The following is a 23,622-nucleotide window of genomic DNA, read 5'->3' on the forward strand; positions in this document are numbered from 1 at the left end:
TCCGATGACCTACACCAGCGACGACCGCGCCCGCCTCGGCCTGCGTGAGTCGGCGACGTTCGACCGGCCCACCATCGCGGCCATCCAGCGCGCCGCCGACACCGGCATCTACGACATCCGCGGGTGGGGCGCCAAACGGGCACTGCCGCATTTCGACGATCTGCTGTTCCTTGGCGCCTCCATGTCCCGCTACCCGCTCGAGGGCTACCGCGAACGGTGCGCCACGGACGTCGTTCTCGGTAGTCGGTTCGCCAAAAACCCTCTGCACCTGGATATCCCGGTCACCATCGCCGGGATGAGCTTTGGCGCGCTGTCCGGGCCCGCCAAGGAGGCGCTCGGCCGCGGAGCCAGCGAGGTCGGGACCTCAACCACCACGGGCGACGGGGGGATGACCCCCGAGGAACGCGGGCAGAGCAAGTACCTCGTCTACCAGTACCTGCCGTCGCGGTACGGGATGAACCCCGACGACCTGCGCAAGGCCGACGCCATCGAGATCGTCCTGGGCCAGGGCGCGAAACCGGGCGGCGGTGGAATGTTGTTGGGCCAGAAGATCTCCGAGCGGGTCGCGAGCATGCGCACCCTGCCCGAAGGCATCGATCAGCGGTCGGCGTGCCGGCACCCCGACTGGACCGGCCCCGACGATCTGACCATCAAGATCAACGAACTGCGGGAGATCACCGACTGGCGCAAGCCGATCTACGTCAAGGTCGGCGCCACCCGCACGTACTACGACGTGAAACTCGCGGTGCACGCCGGCGCGGACGTGGTGGTCGTCGACGGCATGCAGGGCGGCACCGCGGCGACCCAGGACGTCTTCATCGAGCACGTCGGGATCCCGACGCTCGCAGCGATCCCGCAGGCCGTGCAGGCGCTGCAGGAACTCGGGGTGCACAGACGAGTGCAGCTGATCGTCTCGGGCGGCATCCGCAACGGCGCCGACGTCGCCAAGGCGCTCGCCCTGGGCGCCGATGCCGTGGCCATCGGCACCGCGGCGCTGATCGCACTGGGTGACAACCACCCCCGCTACGCCGCCGAGTACCAGAAGATCGGCAGCGCAGCGGGTTTCTACGACGACTACCAGGACGGCAGAGACCCCGCGGGGATCAGTACCCAAGATCCCGAGCTCGCGGCCCGATTCGACCCGGTCGCCGGGGGCCATCGGCTGGCGAACTACCTGCGGGTGCTGACGATGGAGGCCCAGACCATCGCCAGAGCGTGCGGCAAGTCGCACGTGTGCCACCTCGAACCCGACGACCTCGTCGCGGTCAGCATCGAGGCCGCCGCGATGGCGCGGGTGCCGTTGGCGGGCACCGACTGGATTCCGGGCCAGAAGTGAGCGAGACCGCAGACGTCGTCATCGTCGGCGGCGGCATCGAGGGTGCCGCGGCGGCGTGGGCACTGAGCCAGCGTGGCGTCACCGATGTTGTTGTCGCCGAACGCAACACCGTCGGAGCCGGGATGACCGGCAAGTCCAGCGGCATCGTACGCTGCCACTACGGTGTCAGCTCGCTGGCCGCGATGGCCGCCGACGGGCTCGAGGTGTTCGAGCGGCCGCAGGAATTCCTCGGAGAACACGCCACCGACATCGGTTTCCGGCAGACCGGCTACGTGGTGGGTGTGGGGGAAGCCAACGTCGATTCGCTGCGCAAGAGCCTGGCCGCGCAGCGCTCCGTCGGGGTCCAGACCGAGGAGATCGACCACGCCGAGGTGGCGCGGCTGTGGCCGTTCGCCGACCTGACGCCGTTCGCCGCGTTCGGGTGGGAGGCGCGCGGCGGGTACGGCGACGGCTACCAGACCGCCCAGGCGTTCGCCGCGTCGGCGCGCGCCGCCGGGGTCCGGGTGCGGCAGGGTTGCGCGGTAACCGGCCTGCTCGTCGACGGCGACCGGGTCACCGGCGTGCAGTTGGCCGACGGCTCGGCGATCTCAGCGGGCACCGTCGTCGTCGCCACCGGGGTCTGGACGCGGCCGCTGCTCGAGCGATACGGCATCGACGTTCCCATCCGGGTGATCCGGGAACAGATCGTGATGATCAGCCCCGGGGTCGATACGGGTCCGGTGCCCGTCTTCTCCGACCTGGTGTCGCTGCAGTACGTGCGCGCCGAGGTCGGCGGCGACATCCTGTTCGGCAACAGCGACCTGCCCGGATACGACGCCATCGTGCCGGCCGATCCCGACGGCTACCTCAACCGCGCCACCGACGACTTCGTCGACGTCACCGTCGACAAGGTCGGCACCCGGTTCCCCGGCTTCGCCGATGCGGCGATCTCCAGCAGCTACGCCGGCTGCTACGACGTCACCCCCGACTGGAACCCGATCATCTCGAACGCCCCGCTGGACGGTTTGGTGATCGCCGCCGGGTTCAGCGGCCACGGCTTCAAGATCGCGCCGGCCGTCGGCAGGCTCGTCGCCGACATCGTCGTCGACGGCCGCAGCAGCGACCCACGCATCCCGGATTCGGACTTCCGGTTCGCGCGTTTCGCCGAGGGAGAGCCGCTCAAGACACCCTTCCCCTACGTCGGGGCGGGACAGATGCGCTAGACAGGAGTCTTGTGGCCCCCCTCGACGATCACGATCCGCTGCTCCGCAACAAGTCCGGCACCGCGCGCGACCGGGACCCGGCCGAGCCGGTCGAAGAACTCGAGATCGAGGCCGCGATCGGGCACAACGTGCGCCTGCTGCGCCTGCAGCAGGGGCTCACGGTCGCCGAGACCGCCGCCCGCATCGGCATCTCCAAGGCGATGATGTCCAAGATCGAGAACGCCCAGACCTCCTGCAGCCTGTCGACGCTCGCACTGCTGGCGAAGGGTTTCGATGTGCCCGTGACCAGCCTGTTCCGCGGCGCCGACGTGGAGCGGCCCGCCGCCTTCGTCAAAGCCGGCACCGGGGCGGCGATCGTGCGCAACGGCACCAGGGAGGGCCACGAATACCAGCTGCTGGGCTCGCTGCGCGGTGAGCACAAACGCCTGGAGTGCCTGCACGTCACATTGTCGGAGAAGAGCCAGACTTACCCGCTGTTCCAGCACCCCGGCACCGAGTTCATCTACATGCTCGAAGGCGTCATGGACTACAGCCACAGTCGCTCGGTGTACCGGCTGCACCCGGGGGACTCGCTGCAGATCGACGGGGAGGGCGCGCACGGACCCATCGACCTGGTGTCACTGCCGATCCGGTTCCTGTCGGTGATCGCCTTCCCCGACTCCCAGGTCTGACAACCCCCGTACGTTGAGACTGCGACCAGGGCGCAGAAGTGCGAGTGGGCGGCACCCTGAACGCATTGTCAACGGGGTTCGGGACTGCGTTTGGGCATCTCGTGGGCCCGGAGTACAGTGATGCCCGTGCAGCGGGTGCTCCTTCTCGGACGCCGCGACGGGGTCTGATCCAGACTGGCTTCCCGTCGCGGGTGTTTCGCGACGCGCCGGTCTGAAATCCCTCGAGACCCTCCGGAGCACAGATCATGACAACCTTCTCGTCCACCAGCTTCAACTCCGCTGACGCCTATTCGTCAGTTCGCACCATCAGCACCCCCGCCGGTGCGCCCCACCCCGGCCAGCCCGCCTGGAACACCCAGCGCGGGTCGTCGATGCCGGTCAGCCGCTACCGCAGCTTCGATGAGGAAGTGGAGGCCATCCGGCTGCCGGACCGCACCTGGCCCGACAAGGTGATCAGCACCGCGCCGATGTGGTGTGCGGTGGATCTGCGCGACGGCAACCAGGCGCTGATCGACCCGATGAGCCCGGTCCGCAAGCGCCGGATGTTCGACCTGCTGGTGCGGATGGGCTACAAGGAGATCGAGGTCGGCTTCCCGTCTGCCAGCCAGACCGACTTCGACTTCGTCCGCGAGATCATCACCGAGGGCGCGATCCCCGACGACGTCACCATCCAGGTGCTGACTCAGTGCCGCCCGGAGCTGATCGAGCGCACCTTCCAAGCGTGTGAGGGCGCCCCGCGGGCCATCGTGCACTTCTACAACTCGACGTCGATCCTGCAGCGCCGCGTGGTATTCCGCGCCGACCGCGACGCTGTCAAGAAGATCGCCACCGACGGTGCCCGGCTGTGCGTCGAGGAAGCCAAGAAGTACCCCGGCACCCGGTGGCGCTTCGAGTACTCCCCCGAGTCCTACACCGGCACCGAGCTGGAGTACGCGGTCGAGGTCTGCGACGCCGTCGCCGACGTGATCCAGCCGAGCCCCGAAACTCCGCTGATCGTCAACCTGCCTGCCACCGTCGAGATGGCCACCCCCAACGTCTACGCGGACTCGATCGAGTGGATGAGCCGCAACTTGAATCGAAGAGAGTCCATCATCCTCTCTTTGCACCCGCACAACGATCGCGGAACCGCGGTCGCCGCAGCCGAATTGGGATACGCCGCCGGCGCGGACCGCATCGAGGGCTGCCTGTTCGGCAACGGCGAACGCACCGGCAACGTCTGCCTGGTGACGCTGGGCTTGAACCTGTTCTCCCGCGGCGTCGACCCCCAGATCGACTTCTCCAACATCGACGAGATCCGCCGCACCGTCGAATACTGCAACCAGCTGCCGGTACCCGAGCGCCATCCCTACGGCGGCGACTTGGTCTACACCGCGTTCTCCGGAAGCCATCAGGATGCCATCAACAAGGGCCTGGACGCGATGAAGGTCCAAGCGGATGACGTCGGCTCGGACGTTGATGACCTCCTGTGGCAGGTCCCCTACCTGCCGATCGACCCCAAGGATGTCGGCCGCACCTACGAGGCCGTCATCCGGGTGAACTCCCAGTCGGGCAAGGGCGGCGTCGCCTACATTATGAAGGCCGACCACGGCCTGGCCCTGCCCCGGCGGCTGCAGATCGAGTTCTCGCAGGTCATCCAGCAGCTCGCGGAGGGCTCAGGCGGCGAGGGCGGCGAGGTGTCGCCCAAGGAGATGTGGGACGCGTTCTACGACGAGTACCTGGCGCCGATCACGCCGCTGGAGCGGATGCGCCAGAAGGTCGTGGCCGCGGAGGTCGATGGGGGCACCGACACCATCACCGCGATCGTCAAGATCGACGGCGCCGAACGCGAGATCGTGGGCGCGGGCAACGGCCCGCTGGCGGCGTTCTGCGATGCGCTCGGGGCTGTCGGCTACGACGTCAACGTGCTGGACTACTCCGAGCACGCGATGTCGGCGGGTGAAGAGGCGAAGGCCGCGGCCTACGTCGAAGCCTCGATCGACGGAAAGACGGTGTGGGGCGTCGGGATCGCGACGTCGATCACCACTGCGTCGCTGCGTGCCGTCGTGTCGGCCGTCAACCGCGCCGCGCGTGATTAACTGACGGTCGCGCAGGAAGTGCGCGAACCTCGGTTAAGGAGCAGCCGTCGTGTGGGATTCATTTTGGGACTATCTGTGGTCAGCCGTCGTCATCTTCGCGTTCATCGCGTACCTGATGATCCTGTTCAACATCTTGGCCGACCTGTTCTGGCGTGATCACAAGACCTCGGGGCTGGTGAAGGCGATCTGGGTCATCTTCCTGATCGCTATCCCGTATCTGACAGCACTGGTCTACCTGATCGTCCGCGGCAAGGGCATGGCCGAGCGGGCGCGGGATCAGGCTGTGCAGGCCAAGGCGCAGACCGACGAGTACATCAAGCAGGCCGCGGGACGTTCGCCTGCGCAGGAAATCGCCGACGCCAAGGTGCTGCTGGAAGCGGGCACGATCACCCCGGCGGAGTTCGACGCGCTGAAGGCCAGAGCGCTGGCCTGACCGGCGCTCAGAACAACGCGAGCTGGTCGTCGCGGGCGGCGGGGTCGACGAACTCGTCGATCGCGGCACCACCGATCACCGAGTCCAGTGACCTGATGAACTCGGCGCCGGGCACCACCGGCACCCCGAGCTCGCTGGCCTGGTAGCCCTTGCCCTGGTCGGTGGAGATGTGGTCGCAGACCACCAACGACGTGTGCGGGTCCACCGCATCGGTGTAGGCCAGCCCGGCGTGCAGGATGCGCTCGATGAGCTCCTCGTGGGTGTGGCTCACCTCGGCCGCCAGCGCCACCCGCATTCCCTGCACCAGCGGCCGGCCGGCCACGAACCGTCCGGGGTTGGCGTACGGGCACGGCATCCGGGCCGCCAGCACCTTCAGCGGGCGCAACTGGTCGTGCGTGACCCGGCCGTTCGGCCAGGTGCGTCGGGTGACCGACCGCACCGGCAGCCATGCGCTGCGCTCCCGGGCCCGGGCCAGCACGGGTTTGAGGATCTGGGCGAGCACCATCGCGTCGTCGAGCGCGTCGTGGGGCTTCATCTGGGTGATGCCCCAGTGGCCGGCGAGCGTCTCCAGCCTCAGGTTCTCGGTGCCCAGGTCGAGGCGACGGGCCAGCTCGACGGTGCACATCACGGACTCGATGGGCAGGGCGGCCTCCACCAGCTCGGCCTCGGCGGCGAGGAACCCGTAGTCGAAGCCGACGTTGTGGGCCACCAGGGTGCGTCCCCGCAGCAGTTCCAGGAGATCGTCGACAATGTCCCCAAAGGTGGGCTGGCCGTCGAGCATCTCAGCCGTCAGCCCGTGGACGTGCGTGGGGCCCGGGTCGACGCCGGGGTCCAACAGGCTGTAGAGGCTCTTCTCGACATTGCCGTCGTCGCTGAGAGCCAGCGCGGCGACGCTCACGATCCGGGCCTGTCCGGGATGGAATCCCGACGTCTCGACATCGACTACGGCCCACCCGGCACCGGGCGCCTCGGCAGGCCTGCCCCAGAGACTTCCGGCGGATGAGCTCACCTCACGAGAATGGCACGCACCGCCGACAAGCCCCGTGCCACACGCCGCGTGTCGGTCGCTGCAGTTCGGTCTCTTTTAGACTGCCGGGATGGTCACCGGACGTGGACGGATCGCGCTCGCCGCAGGGGCGGGTGCGCGGTGGGCGTCGCGGGTCACCGGCCGGGGGGCCGGCGCGATGATCGGTGGTCTGGTCGCGATGACGCTGGACCGCTCCATCCTCGGTCAGCTGGGTCACGACCGTCGCACCGTGGTGATCACGGGAACCAACGGCAAGTCGACGACCACCCGGATGACAGCCGCCGCGCTGGCCACTCTCGGACCGGTGGCGACCAACGCCGAAGGCGCCAACATGGACGCCGGCCTGGTGGCGGCCCTGGCCGCCGCGCCGGACGCGTCCCTGGCCGCCCTTGAGGTCGACGAGATGCACGTCCCGCACGTCAGCGATGCCGTCGACCCGTCGGTCGTCGTGTTGCTGAACCTATCGCGCGACCAACTCGACCGGGTCGGCGAGATCAACCACATCGAACGCACCCTGCGCGGCGGGCTCGCCCGCCACCCCTCGGCGGTGGTCGTCGCCAACTGCGACGACGTGCTGATGACCTCGGCGGCCTACGACAGCCCGAACGTGGTGTGGGTGGCCGCCGGTGGCGGGTGGGCCGGCGACTCAGTGAGCTGCCCACGCTCCGGCGAGATCATCGTCCGCGAACAGGCGCACTGGTACTCGACAGGCAGCGACTTCAAGCGGCCGGACCCGGACTGGTGGTTCGACGACACCCACATCCACGGGCCGAACGGGCTGTCGCTGCCGATGACGCTGGCGCTGCCCGGCGCGGTCAACCGGGGCAACGCGACGCAGGCGGTGGCCGCGGCGGTGACCCTGGGCGCCGACCCCGCAGCCGCGGTGGCGGCGGTGTCACTGGTCGATGAGGTCGCCGGGCGGTATCGGACCGTGCAGATCGGCTCGCACACCGCGCGGGTGCTGCTGGCCAAGAACCCGGCCGGCTGGCAGGAGGCGCTGTCGATGGTGGACCGGGATGCCGCCGGTGTGGTGATCGCGGTCAACGGGCAGGTGCCCGACGGCGAGGACCTGTCCTGGCTGTGGGATGTGCGCTTCGAGCATTTCGAGACGGTGCCGGTGGTGGCAGCCGGTGAGCGTGGCACCGACCTCGCGGTGCGGCTGGGCTACGCCGGCGTCGGACACACGCTGGTGCACGACACCGTGCGTGCCATCGAGTCGTGCCCGCCCGGCCATGTCGAGGTGATCGCGAACTACACCGCCTTCCTGCAGCTGAACCGGGTTCTGGAGCGGGTGAAGTGAACGAGTCGACGGTGCGGATCGGGCTGGTGTTGCCCGATGTCATGGGCACCTACGGCGACGGCGGGAACTCGGTGGTGTTGCGACAGCGGTTGCGGCTGCGCGGCTTCCAAGCCGAGATCGTGCCGATCACCCTCGATGACCCCGTGCCCGCCGACCTCGACCTCTACACGCTCGGCGGCGCCGAGGACTACGCGCAGCGGCTGGCCACCAGGCACCTGATCCGCTACCCCGGTCTGCAGCAGGCGATTTCGCGGGGCGCGCCGGTACTGGCGATCTGCGCGGCCATCCAGGTGCTGGGCCACTGGTACGAGACGTCTGCGGGGGAACGCGTCGACGGGGTGGGCGTGCTGGACCTGACGACGTCGCCACAGCCGGAGCGCACCATCGGCGAGGTCGCGGCGAACCCGCTCGTCGACGGGCTGACCCAACCGTTGACCGGATTCGAGAACCACCGCGGCGGAACCGTACTGGGCACCGAGGCACGACCGCTGGCGGCGGTGACCAAGGGCGCGGGCAACCGCGCCGGGGACGGCTTTGACGGCGCGGTGCAGGGCAGCGTCGTCGCCACCTATCTGCACGGCTGCGCCCTGGCCCGTAACCCGGAACTCGCCGACCATCTGCTGGCCAGGGTCGTCGGCCCGCTGGCGTCGCTGGACCTGCCGGAGGTCACGCTGCTGCGCCGGGAGCGGTTCGCGGCGCCGCGGCGAGTCTAGGCGGCAGCGGTCCTGACCGCGCGCTGCACATCGCGGAGGTCGAGCGGACAACCCCGCTGTCGCAGCGCCGCTTCCGCCCGGGCAAGCCACTGATCGGGCTTGTCCTCGGCGATCACGCGAATCACGATCCAACCCATCTGCTCGAGCATCCGCAGCCGCTCGATGTCCTTGACGTACTGGCGCCTGTCCTTGCGGTGGTGATCACCGTCGTATTCGACCGCGACCCCGTACTGCGACCACCCCAAGTCCAGAAACGCGACCGGCCGGGAACCCACGACGACCGGTATCTGGGTTTCGGCACGGGGAAACCCGCAGTCCAGCAACCGGAGTCGCATCGCACTTTCCCGTGGCGAGGCAGCGCCAGCGTCGATCAGTGGCAACAGTTCCCGCAGCTGCGTCACTCCGCGGGCGCGTGGGTGCCGATCGGCCAGCCGCGCCACGTCATCTACGTCGAAGCGCTGGTTCCACATCAGCGCGTCTAGGCGCGCGAGCGCCTCGCCCCGGTCCAGGTGACGGCCCAGATCGAAAGCCGTGCGCAGCCGGGTGGTGACCGGTAATCCGCCGATCCGCGTGACCTCGTCGTCGCGGATACGTTCGGCTCGTGGAATCAGGCCGTCCTGAGGCAGGCTCTTCACGCTGGCGACCTCGACAGGTTCAGCCGGGTCCACCCACGGTGCACCGTGCAGGGCCGACGCCACCGCCCCCGCGATCACTCCTTTGCGGCCTGTCGCGAGCCAGGCCCCTATCGCTCGATCCCGCAACGTGACCGCCACGTCGTTCCGGATGAAAACACCGCGGTAGAGGCTGGTGTAGGACCGCCGGAGTTCGTGCCGGGTGACCACACCGGCCCTGACCGCTTCACCGCCGAGAATGACCCTGCCCATGGCCCGTATGGTGTCACCAGCCACCGACAATTCTCGAGATCCGAGTTCTGTCACGAAAGTGCGAGAAGACTTCTGCAAAACTCGGATCTCGGCGTGGCAGAGACCGCCGACATCAGGCGTCTCAGGCCGCGGGTCAGGCCATCGCGCGGCGGCCCACCAGCGCGCGACCCAGTGTCAGCTCGTCGGCGAACTCCAGGTCACCGCCCATCGGCAGACCGGAGGCGATCCGGGTCACGGTGAGGCCCGGGATGTCGCGCAGCATCCGCACCAGATAGGTGGCCGTGGCCTCGCCTTCGGTGTTCGGATCGGTCGCGATGATGACCTCGGAGACGTCGACGCCGTCCACGCGCTCACCGATCCGGTTGAGCAGCTCGCGGATGCGCAACTGGTCCGGGCCGATGCCCGACAGCGGGTCGAGTGCGCCGCCGAGCACGTGGTAGCGCCCGCGGAACTCCCTGGTGCGCTCGACGGCCTGCACATCCTTGGGTTCTTCGACGACGCACACCAGCGAGGCGTCGCGGCGCGGGTCACTGCAGATGCGGCACCGGTCCTCGTCGCTGACGTTGCCGCACACCGCGCAGAACTTCACGCCGTCGCGCACCTTGCCCAGCACCGCCGTCAGCCTGTCGATGTCCGGCGGCTCCACAGACAGCAGATGGAACGCGATGCGCTGCGCACTCTTCGGCCCGATACCGGGCAGTTTGCCCAGCTCGTCGATCAGATCCTGGACCGGGCCTTCGAACAAGTCAGAGCCCCGGCAGGCCGAGCCCGCCCATCCCGCCGGCCAACGGCCCCAACCGGTCGTGCGCCAGGATGGTGACCTGCTTGGCGGCGTCGGAGATCGCGCCGACGATCAGGTCCTGCAGCGTGTCGACGTCGGAGGGGTCCACCACCTTCGGGTCGATCGACACGGCCACCACCTCGCCACTGCCCCGCATGGTCACCTGCACAAGCCCGCCGCCGGACTGGCCGTGCACCTCGGCGTTGGCGAGAGCCTCCTGCGCTTCCATCAGCTGCTGCTGGACCTGCTGAGCCTGCGCGAGCAGGGCTGACATGTCGGGTTGGTCCCCAGGCTGCATGGCTGATCCTCTTGCGTGTTGGTATGCGGACAGATGTCATATCGGTCTCGACTTGGTTTCGCTCGTCAAGATCCGTTGCTTTGGTCTTTAAGCGTAGTCCGCATGCGGGCTACCGTGTCGCCGTGCACGTGCCAGCCCGCCACCGTGTCGGCGTGCGAACAGCTTCGGCGATCGCCGCCGTCATGCTCGTCGCCGCGTCGATTTTCGCCGGTCCCGCCCAAGCCGCTCCCGCCACCCTCGCCGGGAAGATCGTCTTCCTGGACCCCGGCCACAACGGCGCCAACGACGCCTCGATCAGCAGACAGGTCCCCACCGGGCGGGGAGGCACCAAGGACTGCCAGGCCAGCGGCACTTCCACCAACGACGGATACCCCGAGCACACCTTCAACTGGGACACCACGCTGCGGGTCCGCCAGGCGCTGACCGCGCTCGGGGTGCGCACCGCTATGTCGCGGGGCGATGACACCGGCCCGGGCCCGTGCGTCGACGAGCGCGCGGCGCTGGCCAACTCGGTCCAACCGAACGCGGTGGTCTCGATCCACGGCGACGGCGGTCCGCCCACCGGGCGCGGGTTCCACATCCTGTACTCCGCGCCTCCGCTCAACGCGGCGCAGGCCGGTCCATCGGTGCAGTTCGCCCGGGTGATGCGGGATCAGCTGGCCGGTTCCGGTATCCCACCCGCGACCTACATCGGGTCGTCCGGGCTCAATCCGCGCTCCGACATCGCCGGGCTCAACCTCGCGCAGTACCCGTCGATCCTCGTCGAGCTCGGGAACATGAAGAACCCGGTGGACTCGGCGCTGATGACCACCGAGCAGGGGCGACAGAAGTACGCCGACGCCGTCGTCCGCGGCATCGTCGCATTTCTCGGCTCCCAGCGTTAAGCCTCGGCACCCTCGATGCCCACGGTGCCCTCGACCTCGCGCTTGAGGTTGCCGAGCACCTGCGCCTGGATCTTGCGCAGTCCGATCGGGGCGAACGTCTTCTCGAAGAACCCTCCGACACCCCCGGCGCCCTGCCAGGACGTCTTGAGGGTGACCGACGACCCGGGCCCTGCCGGGGCGACGGTCCAGTTGGTCACCATCGACGAGTTCGCGTCCTTTTCGATGACGGTGTGACCGGCGACGTCGACGGTGGCCTTGACATCACGAGAGCGTGACTTGGTGGCCTGCAGTTTCCAGGCGGCGACCGTGCCGGCACCCTGGCCGCCCTCGAGCACCTGGTAGCCGCTGTAGTGCTCGGAGAGGATCTTCGGGCGCATGGCCTGGTAGTCCGCAACGGCGCCCAACACGGTCGCAGGGTCGGCGTCGATCAGGACCGTGCTGGACGCGCTGACCTGTCCCATCAGTGCAAACTCCTCGTCAACAGGGGGTGACTAGCGGTTCGGTGGGTCGCATCGGCTGCCACCGGGGACTAGCGTATATGTGTGTCTGTTGCCTCGACCGACGCACGGGCCACTCACAGTGACGGCGTGCAGCGGCTTATGTCCAGTTACCGGGCGATCCCCGCCGACGCCACGGTCCGGCTGGCCAAGCCGACCTCCAATCTGTTCCGCGCCCGGGCGAAGAACACCGCCCCCGGGTTGGACACCTCGGGATTGACACAGGTCATCGCCGTCGACCCGGACGAGCGCACCGCCGATGTGGCCGGGATGTGCACCTACGAGGACCTGGTGGCGGCCACCCTGCCGTACGGGTTGTCGCCGCTGGTGGTGCCGCAGCTCAAGACCATCACGCTCGGCGGTGCGGTCACCGGGCTGGGTATCGAGTCGACGTCCTTCCGCAACGGACTGCCCCACGAGTCCGTGCTGGACATGGACATCCTCACCGGCACCGGCGAGATCGTGCGGGCGTCGGCCGACGAACACCCCGACCTGTTCCGGTCGTTTCCGAATTCCTATGGCACCCTTGGCTACTCGGTCCGGCTGAAGATCGAGCTCGAGCCCGTCAAGCCCTTCGTGGCGCTGCGCCATGTCAGGTTCGGATCACTGACCGACTTGGTCGACACGATGGACACGATCATCGAAACCGGCGGATTCCACGGCGACCGGGTGGACTACCTCGACGGTGTAGTGTTCAGCGCCGACGAGAGCTATCTGTGCCTGGGCGTCCAAACGGCGACCCCCGGACCGGTCAGCGACTACACCGGAAACGACATCTACTACCAGTCGATCCGACACGAGGGTGGTGAAAAGCACGACCGGCTCACCATCCACGACTACCTGTGGCGATGGGACACCGACTGGTTCTGGTGCTCGAGAGCGTTCGGCGCGCAGAACCCGCGGATCCGCCGCTGGTGGCCCCGCAGGCTGCGGCGCAGCAGCTTCTACTGGAAGCTCATCGGTTACGACCAGCGATTCGACATCGCAGACCGGATCGAGAAGCGAAACGGCCGGCCCCCGCGCGAACGGGTCGTCCAGGATGTCGAGGTGCCGATCGGGCGGACCGCCGAGTTCCTGGCCTGGTTCCTGGACAACGTCCCCATCGAGCCGATCTGGTTGTGCCCGTTGAGGCTCCGCGATGAGGGCAACTGGCCGCTGTACCCGCTGCACCCCCATCAGAGCTACGTCAACATCGGCTTCTGGTCCTCGGTGCCCGTCGGCCCCGAAGAGGGGTACACCAACAAGATGATCGAGCGCAGGGTGAGCGAGCTGCACGGGCACAAGTCGCTGTATTCCGACGCGTACTACTCCCCCGAGGAGTTCGACGAGCTCTACGGCGGCGAGCTCTACAAGACGGTGAAGAAGGCCTACGACCCTGACTCACGTTTCCTCGACCTGTATGCGAAGGCGGTGCGAAGACAATGACGACATTTCGGGAACGCGCCACAGACGCGGCTGACAACTCCGAGGGCAGGCTCACGCTGGCGGAGATCCTGGAGATCTTCGCCGCCGGCCGGCTGCCGTTGAAGTTCACGGCGTACGACGGCAGCAGCGCCGGACCCGAGGACGCGGTCCTCGGGCTCGACCTGCGGACGCCACGCGGCACCACCTACCTGGCGACCGCTCCGGGAGACCTGGGACTGGCCCGGGCCTACGTCTCCGGCGACCTGGAACCGCACGGGGTCCATCCCGGCGATCCCTATGACCTGCTCAGCGCGCTGGCCGAGAAGCTGCAGTTCAAGCGCCCGTCGGCCAGGGTGTTGGCCAACGTCATCCGGTCCATCGGGATCGAGCATCTGCGGCCCATCGCACCGCCGCCCCAGGAGGCGCTGCCTCGCTGGCGTCGGTTCGCGGAAGGCTTGCGGCACAGCAAGACCCGTGACGCGGACGCGATCCACCACCACTACGACGTGTCGAACAAGTTCTACGAACTGGTGCTGGGCCCGTCGATGACCTACACCTGTGCCTGCTACCCGCATCCCGACGCCTCCCTCGAGGAGGCGCAGGAGAACAAGTACCGGCTGGTCTTCGAGAAACTGCACCTGAAACCGGGGGATCGACTGCTCGACGTCGGCTGCGGTTGGGGCGGCATGGTGCGCTACGCGGCCCGGCACGGTGTGAATGTGATCGGCGTGACGCTGTCGCGGGAGCAGGCGACCTGGGCGCAGAAGGCGATCGCCGAGGACGGCCTGGGTGACCTCGCCGAGGTCCGTCACAGTGACTATCGCGACGTGCGGGAGTCGCAGTTCGACGCGGTGTCCTCGATCGGGCTCACCGAGCACATCGGCGTGGCCAACTACCCCGCCTACTTCCGTTTCCTCAAGTCGAAGCTGCGCACCGGTGGGTTGCTGCTCAACCACTGCATCACCCGCCACGACAACCGGCACAGTACGACCGCCGGAGGTTTCATCGACCGCTACGTCTTCCCCGACGGCGAACTCACCGGTTCCGGACGGATCATCACCGAGATCCAGAACGTCGACCTGGAGGTGCTGCACGAGGAGAACCTGCGGCACCACTACGCGATGACGCTGCGTGACTGGTGCCGCAACCTCGTCGAACACTGGGACGAGGCGGTCGCGGAGGTGGGTCTGCCCACCGCCAAGGTGTGGGGCCTGTACATGGCCGGGTCCCGAGTCGGCTTCGAACAGAACGCGATCCAGCTGCATCAGGTGCTGGCAGCCAAACTCGACCGGCGGGGCGGTGATGGCGGACTGCCATTACGGCCCTGGTGGAACGCGTAGCGACTAGGCTCGTCCCGGTGAAGCGCTTGCTGGTGCGCATTGCCGTGTTCCTCGGATCCTCCGCGCTGGGATTGCTCGCGGCCGACTTCCTGGTGCCCGGGGTTTCGGTACCGCTGTGGGGTTTTGTCACCGCGGTCGTGATCTTCACTGTGGCCCAGGCGATCCTGGCGCCGTTCTTCCTCAAGATGGCCACCCGCTACGCCTCGGCTTTCCTGGGCGGCATCGGGCTGGTGTCGACCTTCGTGGCGCTGCTGCTGGCGTCACTGCTGTCCAACGGGCTGAGCATTCGCGGAATCGGATCGTGGATCGCGGCCACGGTGGTGGTGTGGTTGGTCACCGCGGTGGCGACGGCGGTGCTGCCGATGCTGGTGCTGCGGGACCCCAAGCCCGCCTGAGTCGCGACAGACACGGCCCGCCTCACCCCTCGATGCGGCGCGCCCCCAGCTCGCTCTGCAGCAGCTCCAGCGCCGCCTCCTCGGGATCGCGGCGCGGGGCGGCGGGGTCCGCGTTGCCCGCCTCGGCGAGCATGCTCTCCTCGTCATCACGGGGGGACTCCCGCTCTACCGGAGCGGGCCCCGAACTCCCCGAATTCCCAGAGTCCGCCGGCGCAGCCGGCGGCGGCGGGGAGGCAGCGCCGACCTCACACCGGATCTTCCAGTTCACGCCGAGCGCATCCTGCAGCGCTTCCCGGATGACATCGGCATTGCGCTGCTCGGTGAGACGTTTGGCCAGCGGCGCCGATTCGTGGCTGAGGACCAGCGTGTCCCCGTCGACGGCCCGCACGATTGCGCCCGCCAGCATCACCTCGGTGGTTCGGCTGCGTTCCCGGACCTTCTCCCGCACCGTCGTCCACATCGTGCGCACCGCGGCGGCGGTGGGTTCACCGGATGCGACGGCGGCCGCCGGGGTCACCGCCGGCGCCTCCACCGCGGGCGCCGCCGGGGGCCGTACCGGGGGCGGTGCCGGAGCAGGTTCGGGCTCAACGGCTTTCGGTGCGGGCGGTGCGGTGGGAGGGGCAGCCTTCGGTGCGGGCGCAGGCTCGGGTGCCGGCGCGGGCTCGGGTGCCGGTTGTTCGGGTTCCGGGGCGGACTTGGTGTTGGTGACAGTGGTCTTGCGGACGAACTGTTTTGGCGGCGCGGGCGCGGCGACGACGTTCTCGCCGGCCGGGATCGACATGTCGAGCCGGGTCTCGATGCGCTCCACCCGTTGCAGCAGTGCCGCCTCGGTGTCGCAGGCCGACGGCAGCAGCAACCGGGCGCACACCACTTCCAGAAGCAACCGCGGCGCGGTCGCCCCGCGCATCTCGCCCAGGCCGGCGTGCACCACCTCCGCGTAGCGGGTGAGGGTCGCCATCCCGACCCGGGCGGCCTGATCGCGCATCCGGTCCAGGACGTCCTCGGGCCCGTCGACGACGCCGCGCGCGACCGCATCGGGCACCGCGTGGAGCACGATCAGGTCACGGAAGCGCTCGAGCAGGTCGGTGGCGAATCTGCGCGGGTCGTGCCCGGCGTCGATGACACCTTCGACCGCGCCGAACAGCGCCGCAGCGTCACCGGCGGCCAACGCGTCGATCGCGTCGTCGATCAGGGCCAGATCGGTGGCTCCCAGCAGGGCGAGCGCGCGCTGGTAGGCGACGTGGTTGCCGGCCGGACCGGGTTCAGAGCCGGCCAGCAGCTGGTCCAACACGCTGAGCGTGTCCCGGGGCGACCCCCCGCCCGCGCGGATGACCAGCGGGAACACCGCGTCGTCGACGTCGACGTTCTCCGAGGCGATGATCTTCTCGATCAACGTGCGCATGATCTTGGGGGCCAGCAGCCGGAACGGGTAGTGGTGGGTGCGCGACCGGATGGTGGGCAGCACCTTCTCCGGTTCGGTGGTGGCGAACACGAAGATCAGATGTTCGGGCGGCTCCTCGACGATCTTCAGCAGGGCGTTGAACCCCGCCGTGGTCACCATGTGGGCCTCGTCGACGATGAAGATGCGGTAGCGGGATTGGGCGGGGGCGTAGAACGCCCGATCGCGGAGCTCGCGGGTGTCGTCGACGCCGCCGTGGCTGGCCGCGTCGAGTTCGACGACGTCGACGTTGCCGGGGCCGTTCGGCGCCAGCGCCACGCAGGAGTCACACACCCCGCACGGGGTTGCGGTGGGGCCCTGCGCACAGTTCAGCGACCGCGCGAGGATCCGGGCCGACGACGTCTTCCCGCAGCCGCGAGGACCGGAGAAGAGGTAGGCATGGTTGATCCGGCCGGAGTTCAGCGCTGTCGACAACGGCTCGGTGACATGTTCCTGGCCGATGACTTCTGCGAAAGTCGCCGGGCGGTACTTGCGATATAGAGCCACGGAAGCAGGCTACCCAGGCCGACCGACTACTTGTCGGTCAGCAACGATTCGGTGGCCGAAAGCAAGGCGCACGTCGCCAGCCCGTCGATCGCCACCCGCAGATCAGACGCCGCCGGAAACGTCGGCGCGATGCGGATGTTCTTGTCTTCGGGGTCATTTCGGTACGGGAACGACGCACCGGCCTCGGTCACCGCGATCCCGGCTTCCTTCGCCAGCGCCACGGTCCGCTTGGCCGTGCCGGGCAACACGTCCAGGCTGATGAAGTACCCGCCCTTGGGTTCGGTCCAGGACGCGATCTTGGAGTCACCCAACCGGTCCTCGAGAATCTCCAGGACCAGAGCGAACTTGGGGGCCAGCAGCTCCTGGTGGCGCTGCATGTGCAGACGCACGCCGTCGGCGTCGCCGAAGAACCGCAGATGCCGCAGCTGATTGACCTTGTCCGGGCCGATCGACTTCTTGCCCGCGTGCTGCAGGTACCAGGCGATGTTGCCCAGCGAACCGCCGAGGAAGCTGACGCCGGCGCCGGCGAAGGTGATCTTCGACGTGGAGGCGAAGACCAGCGGCCGGTTCGCGTGGTTGGCCGCCGCGGCCAGACCCAGGATGTCGACCTGACGAACGGTGTCGTGGGTGAGCGTGTGCACTGCGTAGGCGTTGTCCCACATCAGCCGGAAGTCGCTTGCCGCCGTTCCCATTTGAACCAGCCGGCGGGCCGTCTCCCACGAATAGGTGGTACCTGTGGGGTTCGAGTAGACCGGAACACACCACATGCCCTTGATCGCCGGATCGGCGGCGACGAGTTCCTCGATCAGATCGACGTCCGGACCGTCCTCGAGCATCGGCACAGCGATCATCTCGATGCCCAGGCTCTCGGTGATCGCGAAGTGGCGGTCGTAGCCGGGCGCCGGGCACAGAAACTTGACGCCCGGGCCGTCCCGTAGCTCGTCGATCCACGGGCGCGGCGAGTCGACACCTCCGTGGAGCAACGAGTACACGACGACGTCGTGCATCAGCTCGAGGCTGGCGTTGTTGCCGGCGATCAGATTCGGCACCGGGATGCCCAGCAACTCGCCGAAGATCTCCCGCAGTTCGGGCAGGCCGTGCGGGCCGCCGTAGTTGCGGGTGTCGGTGCCCGACCCGTCCCGGTACGAGTCGGGTCCATCGCCCGGCAGCGCGAGCAGCCCGTTGGACAGGTCGAGTTGCTCCGGAGCCGGCTTCCCGCGGGTGAGGTCCAGCTGCAGCGCCCGGGCCTGCAGGTCGGCATAGTTGCGCTGCTGCTGATCAAGCTCTGCGAGCAGTTCGTCACGGCCCAGCGACTGAAACGACACCGCGCGCCTTTCACCGTCGTGCGTGGATTCTCCGGAACGTAAGGGGACCCCGCGCACCCGCCAGAGCCCATTGACCCTTGCTGCCTTCCGGCCCTGGGGGAGTTCACAGGATGGACGCCGCGCGGGGTCCACGGAGAGTGTAGTACCTCGCCGCGGTCGTCCGCCGGGGTGCGACCGCCGAGCGGCTTTGCGGAGCCACCATGCGGGTCGGCTACCATGGCCGACGGAGGATTCGCCTAGTGGCCTATGGCGCTCGCCTGGAACGCGGGTTGGGTTAATAGCCCTCAGGGGTTCAAATCCCCTATCCTCCGCACTCAGTCCGGGGTGCGACCGGCAATCACCGAGAGCACGGTCGCACCCCGGACAACAAAGAACGAGGAGGGGTATGGGTCGCACCGTCGCGGTGATCTGGCACGCGTCGTTCTGCATCGCCGCCGGTGTCCTCTATTTCTTCTTCGTGCTCCCGCGCACGCCCGAGCTTCTCGGGCAGACCTCACCCACCCTGGGCACAGTGCTGCGCATCGTCACCGGTGCGCTGATCGGCCTGGCGGCGCTGCCCGTGGTGTTCACGCTGCTGCGCACCCGACGGCCGGAATTCGGCACCCCGGCGCTGGCGCTGAACCTGCGCACGGCGTCGATCGGTCTGCATGCCGCCGCTGGACTGCTCATCATCGGCACCGCGATCAGCGAGATCTGGCTCTCCCTCGACGACGCCGGACAGTGGCTGTTCGGGATCTATGGCGCGGCAGCCGCCATGGCGTTGCTGGGCATGTTCGCCTTCTACCTGGCGTTCGTCGCCGAGTTGCCGCCGCCACCGCCCAAACCGTTGAAGGCCAAGAAACGCAGAAGCCGGCTGGGCCGCAAGAACGCGGCGGTGGACGAATCGGCCGAGGACGAATCGGCCGAGGACGAATCGGCTGGGGACGAATCGGTCACGGCCACCGCGGACGACGACGAGCCGGCCGAGGATGCCTCGGAGGTCACCGAATCGTCAGGGGATTCCGAATCCGCGGACGATGTCGAGACCCCTGAGGTTCCTGAGGTCCCGCAAACCCCCGACGAGGAGCCGGTCACGGCCGGTCAGGCATCCGACGAACCGGCCGCCGACGCCCAGACCAGCCCGCAGACCTCGGATGATGCCGACGATGTGGACGCCGAACGCACCAACGGCACGTTCCGGAATCGGCGGCCGACCGGCAAGGAAAAGTCCCCGGGTAGACGTAAACGGACCCGTGGCGGCGTTGCTGTCGAGGACTGAGGGACCGGCACGACATCGACAGCGGCCGTCAGCGCAGCCACTATTGATGGGTATGGGCCCGTATCCCTCACTCAGACGCCTGCTCATCGCGCTCGTCGCGGTCCTGGCGCTCGTGGCACCCGCGGCACCCGCGGCCGCCGCACCGGGCGATGTCCTCGCGGCGGCGTCACAGGCCGAGCCGTCGGTGGTCCGCATCGACACCGCAGTCGATTACCAGGGCGTGATCGGACTCGGCACCGGGATCGTCCTCGATCCCGGCGGGCAGGTACTCACCAATTTCCACGTGGTCCAGGGTGCTGACCGGATCACCGGCACCGTCGGCGGACGGCCCTACCCGGCCACCCTGGTCGGTTACGACCGCGGGCGCGACGTCGCGGTCATCCAGCTGATCGGTGCCGCCGGACTGCCCGCGGCGGCCATCGGCGACGCGAACGTGCTGGTACCGGGCGAGCCCGTGGTGGCGCTCGGCAACTCCATGGGCACGGACCGACCGCTGACCCGCGAGGTCGGCACCGTGACCGGATTCGGCCGCACCGTCAACGCCGAGGACACCCTGACCGGCATCTCCGACGAGCTGACCGGCCTCATCGAGATCGCCGCACCGGTGCGCGCCGGCGACTCCGGCGGCCCGGTGGTCAACGGAGCCGGTCAGGTCGTCGGCCTCACGACCGCGGCATCGGTGAACTTCCGGATGGGTCCCGGCGGCAAGGGGTTCGCGATCCCGATCAACGACGCGATGGGCGTTGCCGACCAGATCCGCGCCGGAATCCGCTCCGACACGGTCCACATCGGTCCGCCCGTACTCCTCGGTGTCGGCGTCCGCACCACTCCCCGCGACGAGCCCGGTGTGTTCGTCCAGGAGGTGATGCGGGGCGGCCCCGCCGACCTGGCAGGACTGCTGGACGGCGACATCCTGATCGCCCTCGACGGCACCACGCTGGACTCGACGAACACGTTGACCTCGGTGCTCGACCGGCACTACCCGGGAGACGCGCTGGAGCTGGTGTGGATCGACCGCGCGGGACAGACGCGCACCAGCGTCGCGGTGCTGACCCCCGGAGTGAATTGATTCAAACCCGTCGGGCGTGACCCCACGGAACCCTATGCTGAGCGAGTGCACAACAATGTTTCGTACCGGGTGATCCAGTGGACGACGGGAAACGTCGGAAAGAGCTCGGTCGCCGCGATAGCGAAGCACCCGAGCCTGGAATTGGTCGGCTGCTACGCCTGGTCCGACGACAAAGCCGGTCGTGATGTCGGTGAGCTGGTCGGCATCGACCCTCTCGGGGTGACGGCCACCAACGACGTGGACGCCCTACTGGCGCTCAAGCCCGATGTGGTCGTCTACAACCCGATGTGGATCAACGTCGACGAGCTGGTGCGGATCCTGGAAGCCGGGGTGAACGTCGTGGCGTCCGCATCGTTCATCACCGGACACAACCTGGGTGACGACCGGGACCGGCTCGCCGACGCGTGCTCGCGCGGAGGATCGACCCTCTTCGGCTCAGGCGTCAGCCCCGGCTTCGCCGAAATGCTGGCGATCGTGGCCGGCACCGCGTGCGACCGCATCGACAAGGTCACCATCGCCGAATCCGCGGACACCACGCTCTACGACTCCCCCGAGACCGAGCGACCCGTCGGCTTCGACATGGCCATCGATGATCCGGACCTGCAGCCGATGGCCGCCAAGGGCACCGCGGTGTTCGCCGAAGCCGTGCAACTGGTCGCGGACGCGCTGGGCATCGAGCTCGACGACATCACCTGCATCTCCGAGTACGCCCAGACGACGGAGGATCTGCCGATGGCGTCCTGGACCATCAAAGCCGGACGTGTGGCGGGCGTCTTCGCCAGCTGGCAGGGCATCGTCGACGGCAAGACCGTCATCGACATCAACGTCCGCTGGAAGAAGGGCCAAACCCTGGAGCCGGACTGGCAGCTCGACGGCGACGGCTGGAAGATCACCATCGACGGCCGGCCGACGGTCAACATGACGGTCGGCTTCCTGCCACCGCAGGACATGATCGAGAACGCCAAGACGCTCGAGGACTTCTTTGTTCTCGGCCACATCATGACCGCGCTACCCCCGATCCACGCGATCCCGGCCGTGGTCGCCGCGGCGCCGGGCATCGCGACCTACAACGATCTGCCACTACCGCTGCCCCGGGGCATCGTGCCGACTGGCTAACCTTGCCGGGTGAGCATTCGCGGATGGCTGCTCTTCGCTGCGATGAGCGTCATCTGGGGCATCCCATATCTGCTCATCAAGGTTGCGGTAGAGGGACTTTCAGCCCCCGTGCTGGTGTTCGCACGTACTGCGGTCGGTGCGCTGGTGCTGATCCCGCTGACGCTGCGGCGCTCCGCGTGGGCGCCGGTGCTGGCACATTGGAAGCCGGTGGCAGTGTTCGCGTTTTTCGAGATCATCGCCGCCTGGCTGCTGCTGTCCGACGCCGAACGGCTCATCTCCAGCTCGTTGACCGGCCTGTTGATTGCGGCCTCGCCCATCGTCGCGGCGCTGCTCGACCGACTCACGGGGGGCGGTCAGCCGCTGACGGTGAAGCGGTTGGCCGGGCTCGGGGTCGGGCTGTCGGGGGTCGCCGTGCTCGCCGGCCCCGAGCTGACCGGCGGTAGCGCATGGCCGGTCTCGGAGGTGCTGATGGTGGCGGTCTGCTACGCGATCGCACCGCTGGTCGCCGCGCGTTATCTCGGTGACGTGCCGACGATGCCGCTGACGGCCGCCTGCCTCGGCCTCGCCGCGGTCATCTACGCCGGCCCGGCGGCGGTGACGTGGCCCGACGACGTTCCCGCGCCGCGGGTGATGATCGCGGTGGCGCTTCTCGCGGTGGTCTGTACCGCGCTGGCCTTCATCGTGTTCTTCGCGCTGATCCGTGAGGTCGGTGCGCCGCGGGCGTTGGTCTTCACCTACGTCAACCCGGCGGTCGCGCTCGCCGCGGGGGTCATCGTGCTGAACGAACCGCTGACCCCTTGGCACCTCGCCGGTCTGGCGCTGATCCTGACCGGATCGGTGCTGGCGACCCGGCGCCTTGAGCAGAAAAATGCGTTGAGCTGACGTCGCGTCTGCGGTGACATGGGCCCCATGCCCGCTGCACTCTGGCCGCTCGACGAACTCGCGGTGTCGACACCCCGTCTGACGCTGCGCTACGTCGACGACGGTCTCGCCGAGCAGATCGCCGAGCTCGCCGCCGAGGGCATCCACGATCCTGCGACCATGCCGTTCTCTGAGCCCTGGACCGACGTCGCACCGCCGCAACTGCAATGGAACTCGTTGCGCTACTTCTGGCGGTGCCGCGCCGAAACCACCTTCGAGAGTTGGCATCTCAACTTCGCCGTGCACGAGCACCGCAACGTCGTCGGTACCTGCACCGTCGACGGCACGCAGTTCCCGTCGATCCGTACGGCGGGCACCGGGTCGTGGCTCGGTCGGCGCTACCAGGGCCGCGGGCTGGGGCGCGAAATGCGCCAGGCCGCGCTGCATCTGATCTTCGCCGGACTCGACGGCGAACGTGCCACCACCCGGGCGTGGCACGACAACATCGCCTCGCTGCGGGTCACGCGGTCGTTGCCGTACACCGAGGACGGCGCGGGCAAGGAGCCGCGGCGCGACCACGTCGACACCATGCTGTCGTTCTCGATGACGCGTGCGCGGTGGGAGAAAGTGCACCGCAACGACATCGAGATCAGCGGACTAGGACCGACCCGGGAGTTCCTCGGGCTCTGATCAGCTAGTTGTTGGTTGTGGTGGGTGGTGATTGGTAGGGGGTGTACCACTTCCATTGGGCGCGTTCGCCGGTGGGTCCGGGATACGGCGGGACTGTCGGTGGTGCTGTGGTGGGTGG

The 23,622-nt window shown here is 68.3% G+C and carries 23 protein-coding genes, 1 tRNA gene and 1 other RNA gene; 17 read left to right on the forward strand and 8 right to left on the reverse strand.

Annotated elements, in window-relative coordinates:
- Window positions 1-4: 4 nt before the first annotated feature.
- The 5 genes from BEMPMBAN_RS27120 to BEMPMBAN_RS27140 all read left to right on the forward strand — a co-directional run bounded on the left by BEMPMBAN_RS27120 (window position 5) and on the right by BEMPMBAN_RS27140 (window position 5,717).
- Window positions 5-1,336 (forward strand): FMN-binding glutamate synthase family protein, encoded by a 1,332-nt coding sequence (locus BEMPMBAN_RS27120; RefSeq protein WP_159234647.1) that lies wholly within the window; start codon window positions 5-7, stop codon window positions 1,334-1,336.
- Complete coding sequence (locus BEMPMBAN_RS27125) at window positions 1,333-2,538, forward strand: NAD(P)/FAD-dependent oxidoreductase (protein WP_159234648.1); 1,206 nt, start codon at window positions 1,333-1,335, stop codon at window positions 2,536-2,538. The genes BEMPMBAN_RS27120 and BEMPMBAN_RS27125 overlap by 4 nt, the downstream gene beginning before the upstream one ends.
- An 11-nt stretch (window positions 2,539-2,549) precedes the next feature.
- Window positions 2,550-3,209: a helix-turn-helix domain-containing protein gene (locus tag BEMPMBAN_RS27130; protein ID WP_159234649.1), complete on the forward strand. Its 660-nt coding sequence runs from the start codon at window positions 2,550-2,552 to the stop codon at window positions 3,207-3,209.
- A gap of 245 nt (window positions 3,210-3,454) precedes the next feature.
- On the forward strand, window positions 3,455-5,284 hold the full coding sequence (leuA, locus tag BEMPMBAN_RS27135) for a 2-isopropylmalate synthase (protein ID WP_159234650.1): 1,830 nt from the start codon (window positions 3,455-3,457) through the stop codon (window positions 5,282-5,284).
- A gap of 49 nt (window positions 5,285-5,333) precedes the next feature.
- A complete protein-coding gene (locus tag BEMPMBAN_RS27140; protein ID WP_159234651.1) occupies window positions 5,334-5,717 on the forward strand; it encodes a hypothetical protein in 384 nt (127 codons plus the stop codon).
- 7 nt (window positions 5,718-5,724) lie between these two features.
- On the opposite strand, the gene BEMPMBAN_RS27145 is transcribed toward BEMPMBAN_RS27140, so the two are convergent.
- On the reverse strand, window positions 5,725-6,726 hold the full coding sequence (locus BEMPMBAN_RS27145) for a DEDDh family exonuclease (protein ID WP_159234652.1): 1,002 nt from the start codon (window positions 6,724-6,726) through the stop codon (window positions 5,725-5,727).
- Between the two features lie 88 nt (window positions 6,727-6,814).
- Here BEMPMBAN_RS27145 and BEMPMBAN_RS27150 point away from each other — a divergent pair, with 88 nt between their 5' ends.
- Complete coding sequence (locus BEMPMBAN_RS27150; protein ID WP_159234653.1) at window positions 6,815-8,044, forward strand: Mur ligase family protein; 1,230 nt, start codon at window positions 6,815-6,817, stop codon at window positions 8,042-8,044.
- Entirely contained in the window at window positions 8,041-8,757 is a 717-nt protein-coding gene (locus tag BEMPMBAN_RS27155; protein WP_159234654.1) for a type 1 glutamine amidotransferase, read from the forward strand. Before BEMPMBAN_RS27150 ends, BEMPMBAN_RS27155 begins: the two co-directional genes overlap by 4 nt.
- Here the strand turns inward: BEMPMBAN_RS27155 and BEMPMBAN_RS27160 are convergent.
- From BEMPMBAN_RS27160 to BEMPMBAN_RS27170, 3 genes are all read right to left on the reverse strand, one after another.
- Entirely contained in the window at window positions 8,754-9,641 is an 888-nt protein-coding gene (locus tag BEMPMBAN_RS27160) for a type IV toxin-antitoxin system AbiEi family antitoxin (RefSeq protein WP_159234655.1), read from the reverse strand. The two genes, BEMPMBAN_RS27155 and BEMPMBAN_RS27160, sit on opposite strands and share 4 nt — an antisense overlap.
- 133 nt (window positions 9,642-9,774) lie before the next feature.
- Complete coding sequence (gene recR, locus BEMPMBAN_RS27165; protein ID WP_159234656.1) at window positions 9,775-10,386, reverse strand: recombination mediator RecR; 612 nt, start codon at window positions 10,384-10,386, stop codon at window positions 9,775-9,777.
- A gap of 1 nt (window position 10,387) precedes the next feature.
- Window positions 10,388-10,720: a YbaB/EbfC family nucleoid-associated protein gene (locus tag BEMPMBAN_RS27170; protein ID WP_159234657.1), complete on the reverse strand. Its 333-nt coding sequence runs from the start codon at window positions 10,718-10,720 to the stop codon at window positions 10,388-10,390.
- Window positions 10,721-10,848: 128 nt separating this feature from the next.
- On the opposite strand from BEMPMBAN_RS27170, the gene BEMPMBAN_RS27175 reads away from it, so the two are divergent.
- Entirely contained in the window at window positions 10,849-11,604 is a 756-nt protein-coding gene (locus BEMPMBAN_RS27175) for an Rv3717 family N-acetylmuramoyl-L-alanine amidase (protein WP_200846142.1), read from the forward strand.
- On the opposite strand, the gene BEMPMBAN_RS27180 is transcribed toward BEMPMBAN_RS27175, so the two are convergent.
- The gene (locus BEMPMBAN_RS27180; protein ID WP_159234659.1) at window positions 11,601-12,065 is read right to left on the reverse strand and encodes an SRPBCC family protein; all 465 of its coding nucleotides are present in this window, start codon (window positions 12,063-12,065) and stop codon (window positions 11,601-11,603) included. The two genes, BEMPMBAN_RS27175 and BEMPMBAN_RS27180, sit on opposite strands and share 4 nt — an antisense overlap.
- Before the next feature lie 81 nt (window positions 12,066-12,146).
- Between BEMPMBAN_RS27180 and BEMPMBAN_RS27185 the strand changes: the two genes are divergently transcribed.
- Genes BEMPMBAN_RS27185 through BEMPMBAN_RS27195 form a run of 3 tightly spaced genes read left to right on the forward strand, consistent with a single transcriptional unit; the run spans window position 12,147 to window position 15,240 of the window.
- On the forward strand, window positions 12,147-13,526 hold the full coding sequence (locus BEMPMBAN_RS27185) for an FAD-binding oxidoreductase (RefSeq protein WP_159234660.1): 1,380 nt from the start codon (window positions 12,147-12,149) through the stop codon (window positions 13,524-13,526).
- Entirely contained in the window at window positions 13,523-14,845 is a 1,323-nt protein-coding gene (locus BEMPMBAN_RS27190; protein WP_159234661.1) for a class I SAM-dependent methyltransferase, read from the forward strand. Before BEMPMBAN_RS27185 ends, BEMPMBAN_RS27190 begins: the two co-directional genes overlap by 4 nt.
- A gap of 17 nt (window positions 14,846-14,862) precedes the next feature.
- On the forward strand, window positions 14,863-15,240 hold the full coding sequence (locus BEMPMBAN_RS27195; protein ID WP_159234662.1) for a phage holin family protein: 378 nt from the start codon (window positions 14,863-14,865) through the stop codon (window positions 15,238-15,240).
- 22 nt (window positions 15,241-15,262) lie between these two features.
- Here the strand turns inward: BEMPMBAN_RS27195 and BEMPMBAN_RS27200 are convergent, their stop codons facing one another.
- The 3 genes from BEMPMBAN_RS27200 to ffs all read right to left on the reverse strand — a co-directional run bounded on the left by BEMPMBAN_RS27200 (window position 15,263) and on the right by ffs (window position 18,643).
- A complete protein-coding gene (locus BEMPMBAN_RS27200; RefSeq protein ID WP_159234663.1) occupies window positions 15,263-17,185 on the reverse strand; it encodes a DNA polymerase III subunits gamma/tau in 1,923 nt (640 codons plus the stop codon).
- Window positions 17,186-17,211: 26 nt separating this feature from the next.
- Entirely contained in the window at window positions 17,212-18,510 is a 1,299-nt protein-coding gene (locus tag BEMPMBAN_RS27205) for an aspartate aminotransferase type Ic (RefSeq protein WP_159234664.1), read from the reverse strand.
- Window positions 18,511-18,548: 38 nt separating this feature from the next.
- An RNA gene (gene ffs / locus BEMPMBAN_RS27210) (signal recognition particle sRNA small type) lies at window positions 18,549-18,643 on the reverse strand.
- 92 nt (window positions 18,644-18,735) lie between these two features.
- Here ffs and BEMPMBAN_RS27215 point away from each other — a divergent pair.
- From BEMPMBAN_RS27215 to BEMPMBAN_RS27240, 6 genes are all read left to right on the forward strand, one after another.
- Window positions 18,736-18,821 (forward strand) — tRNA-Ser (locus tag BEMPMBAN_RS27215).
- Between the two features lie 74 nt (window positions 18,822-18,895).
- On the forward strand, window positions 18,896-19,768 hold the full coding sequence (gene lucA / locus BEMPMBAN_RS27220; protein ID WP_159234665.1) for a lipid uptake coordinator LucA: 873 nt from the start codon (window positions 18,896-18,898) through the stop codon (window positions 19,766-19,768).
- 46 nt (window positions 19,769-19,814) lie between these two features.
- The gene (locus tag BEMPMBAN_RS27225; protein ID WP_159234666.1) at window positions 19,815-20,837 is read left to right on the forward strand and encodes a S1C family serine protease; all 1,023 of its coding nucleotides are present in this window, start codon (window positions 19,815-19,817) and stop codon (window positions 20,835-20,837) included.
- A gap of 45 nt (window positions 20,838-20,882) precedes the next feature.
- Window positions 20,883-21,953: an NAD(P)H-dependent amine dehydrogenase family protein gene (locus BEMPMBAN_RS27230; RefSeq protein ID WP_159234667.1), complete on the forward strand. Its 1,071-nt coding sequence runs from the start codon at window positions 20,883-20,885 to the stop codon at window positions 21,951-21,953.
- Between the two features lie 9 nt (window positions 21,954-21,962).
- Window positions 21,963-22,835 carry a DMT family transporter gene (locus tag BEMPMBAN_RS27235; protein WP_200846141.1) on the forward strand — a complete coding sequence of 291 codons (873 nt, stop codon included), beginning with the start codon at window positions 21,963-21,965 and terminating at the stop codon, window positions 22,833-22,835.
- A 27-nt stretch (window positions 22,836-22,862) separates the two neighbouring features.
- A complete protein-coding gene (locus BEMPMBAN_RS27240) occupies window positions 22,863-23,504 on the forward strand; it encodes a GNAT family N-acetyltransferase (protein ID WP_159234668.1) in 642 nt (213 codons plus the stop codon).
- The last annotated feature ends 118 nt before the right edge of the window (window positions 23,505-23,622 follow it).

The organism is Mycolicibacterium austroafricanum, assembly GCF_902705885.1.
GTDB lineage: Bacteria > Actinomycetota > Actinomycetes > Mycobacteriales > Mycobacteriaceae > Mycobacterium > Mycobacterium vanbaalenii_A.

Bases quoted from the DNA above. Each gene is read 5' to 3' on its own strand.
- BEMPMBAN_RS27120 (WP_159234647.1), top strand. From the start codon at position 5: ATGACCTACACCAGCGACGACCGCGCCCGCCTCGGCCTGCGTGAGTCG.
- leuA (WP_159234650.1), top strand. From the start codon at position 3,455: ATGACAACCTTCTCGTCCACCAGCTTCAACTCCGCTGACGCCTATTCG.
- BEMPMBAN_RS27150 (WP_159234653.1), top strand. From the start codon at position 6,815: ATGGTCACCGGACGTGGACGGATCGCGCTCGCCGCAGGGGCGGGTGCG.
- BEMPMBAN_RS27160 (WP_159234655.1), bottom strand. From the start codon at position 9,641: ATGGGCAGGGTCATTCTCGGCGGTGAAGCGGTCAGGGCCGGTGTGGTC.
- BEMPMBAN_RS27170 (WP_159234657.1), bottom strand. From the start codon at position 10,720: ATGCAGCCTGGGGACCAACCCGACATGTCAGCCCTGCTCGCGCAGGCT.
- BEMPMBAN_RS27180 (WP_159234659.1), bottom strand. From the start codon at position 12,065: ATGGGACAGGTCAGCGCGTCCAGCACGGTCCTGATCGACGCCGACCCT.
- BEMPMBAN_RS27190 (WP_159234661.1), top strand. From the start codon at position 13,523: ATGACGACATTTCGGGAACGCGCCACAGACGCGGCTGACAACTCCGAG.
- lucA (WP_159234665.1), top strand. From the start codon at position 18,896: ATGGGTCGCACCGTCGCGGTGATCTGGCACGCGTCGTTCTGCATCGCC.
- BEMPMBAN_RS27225 (WP_159234666.1), top strand. From the start codon at position 19,815: ATGGGTATGGGCCCGTATCCCTCACTCAGACGCCTGCTCATCGCGCTC.
- BEMPMBAN_RS27240 (WP_159234668.1), top strand. From the start codon at position 22,863: ATGCCCGCTGCACTCTGGCCGCTCGACGAACTCGCGGTGTCGACACCC.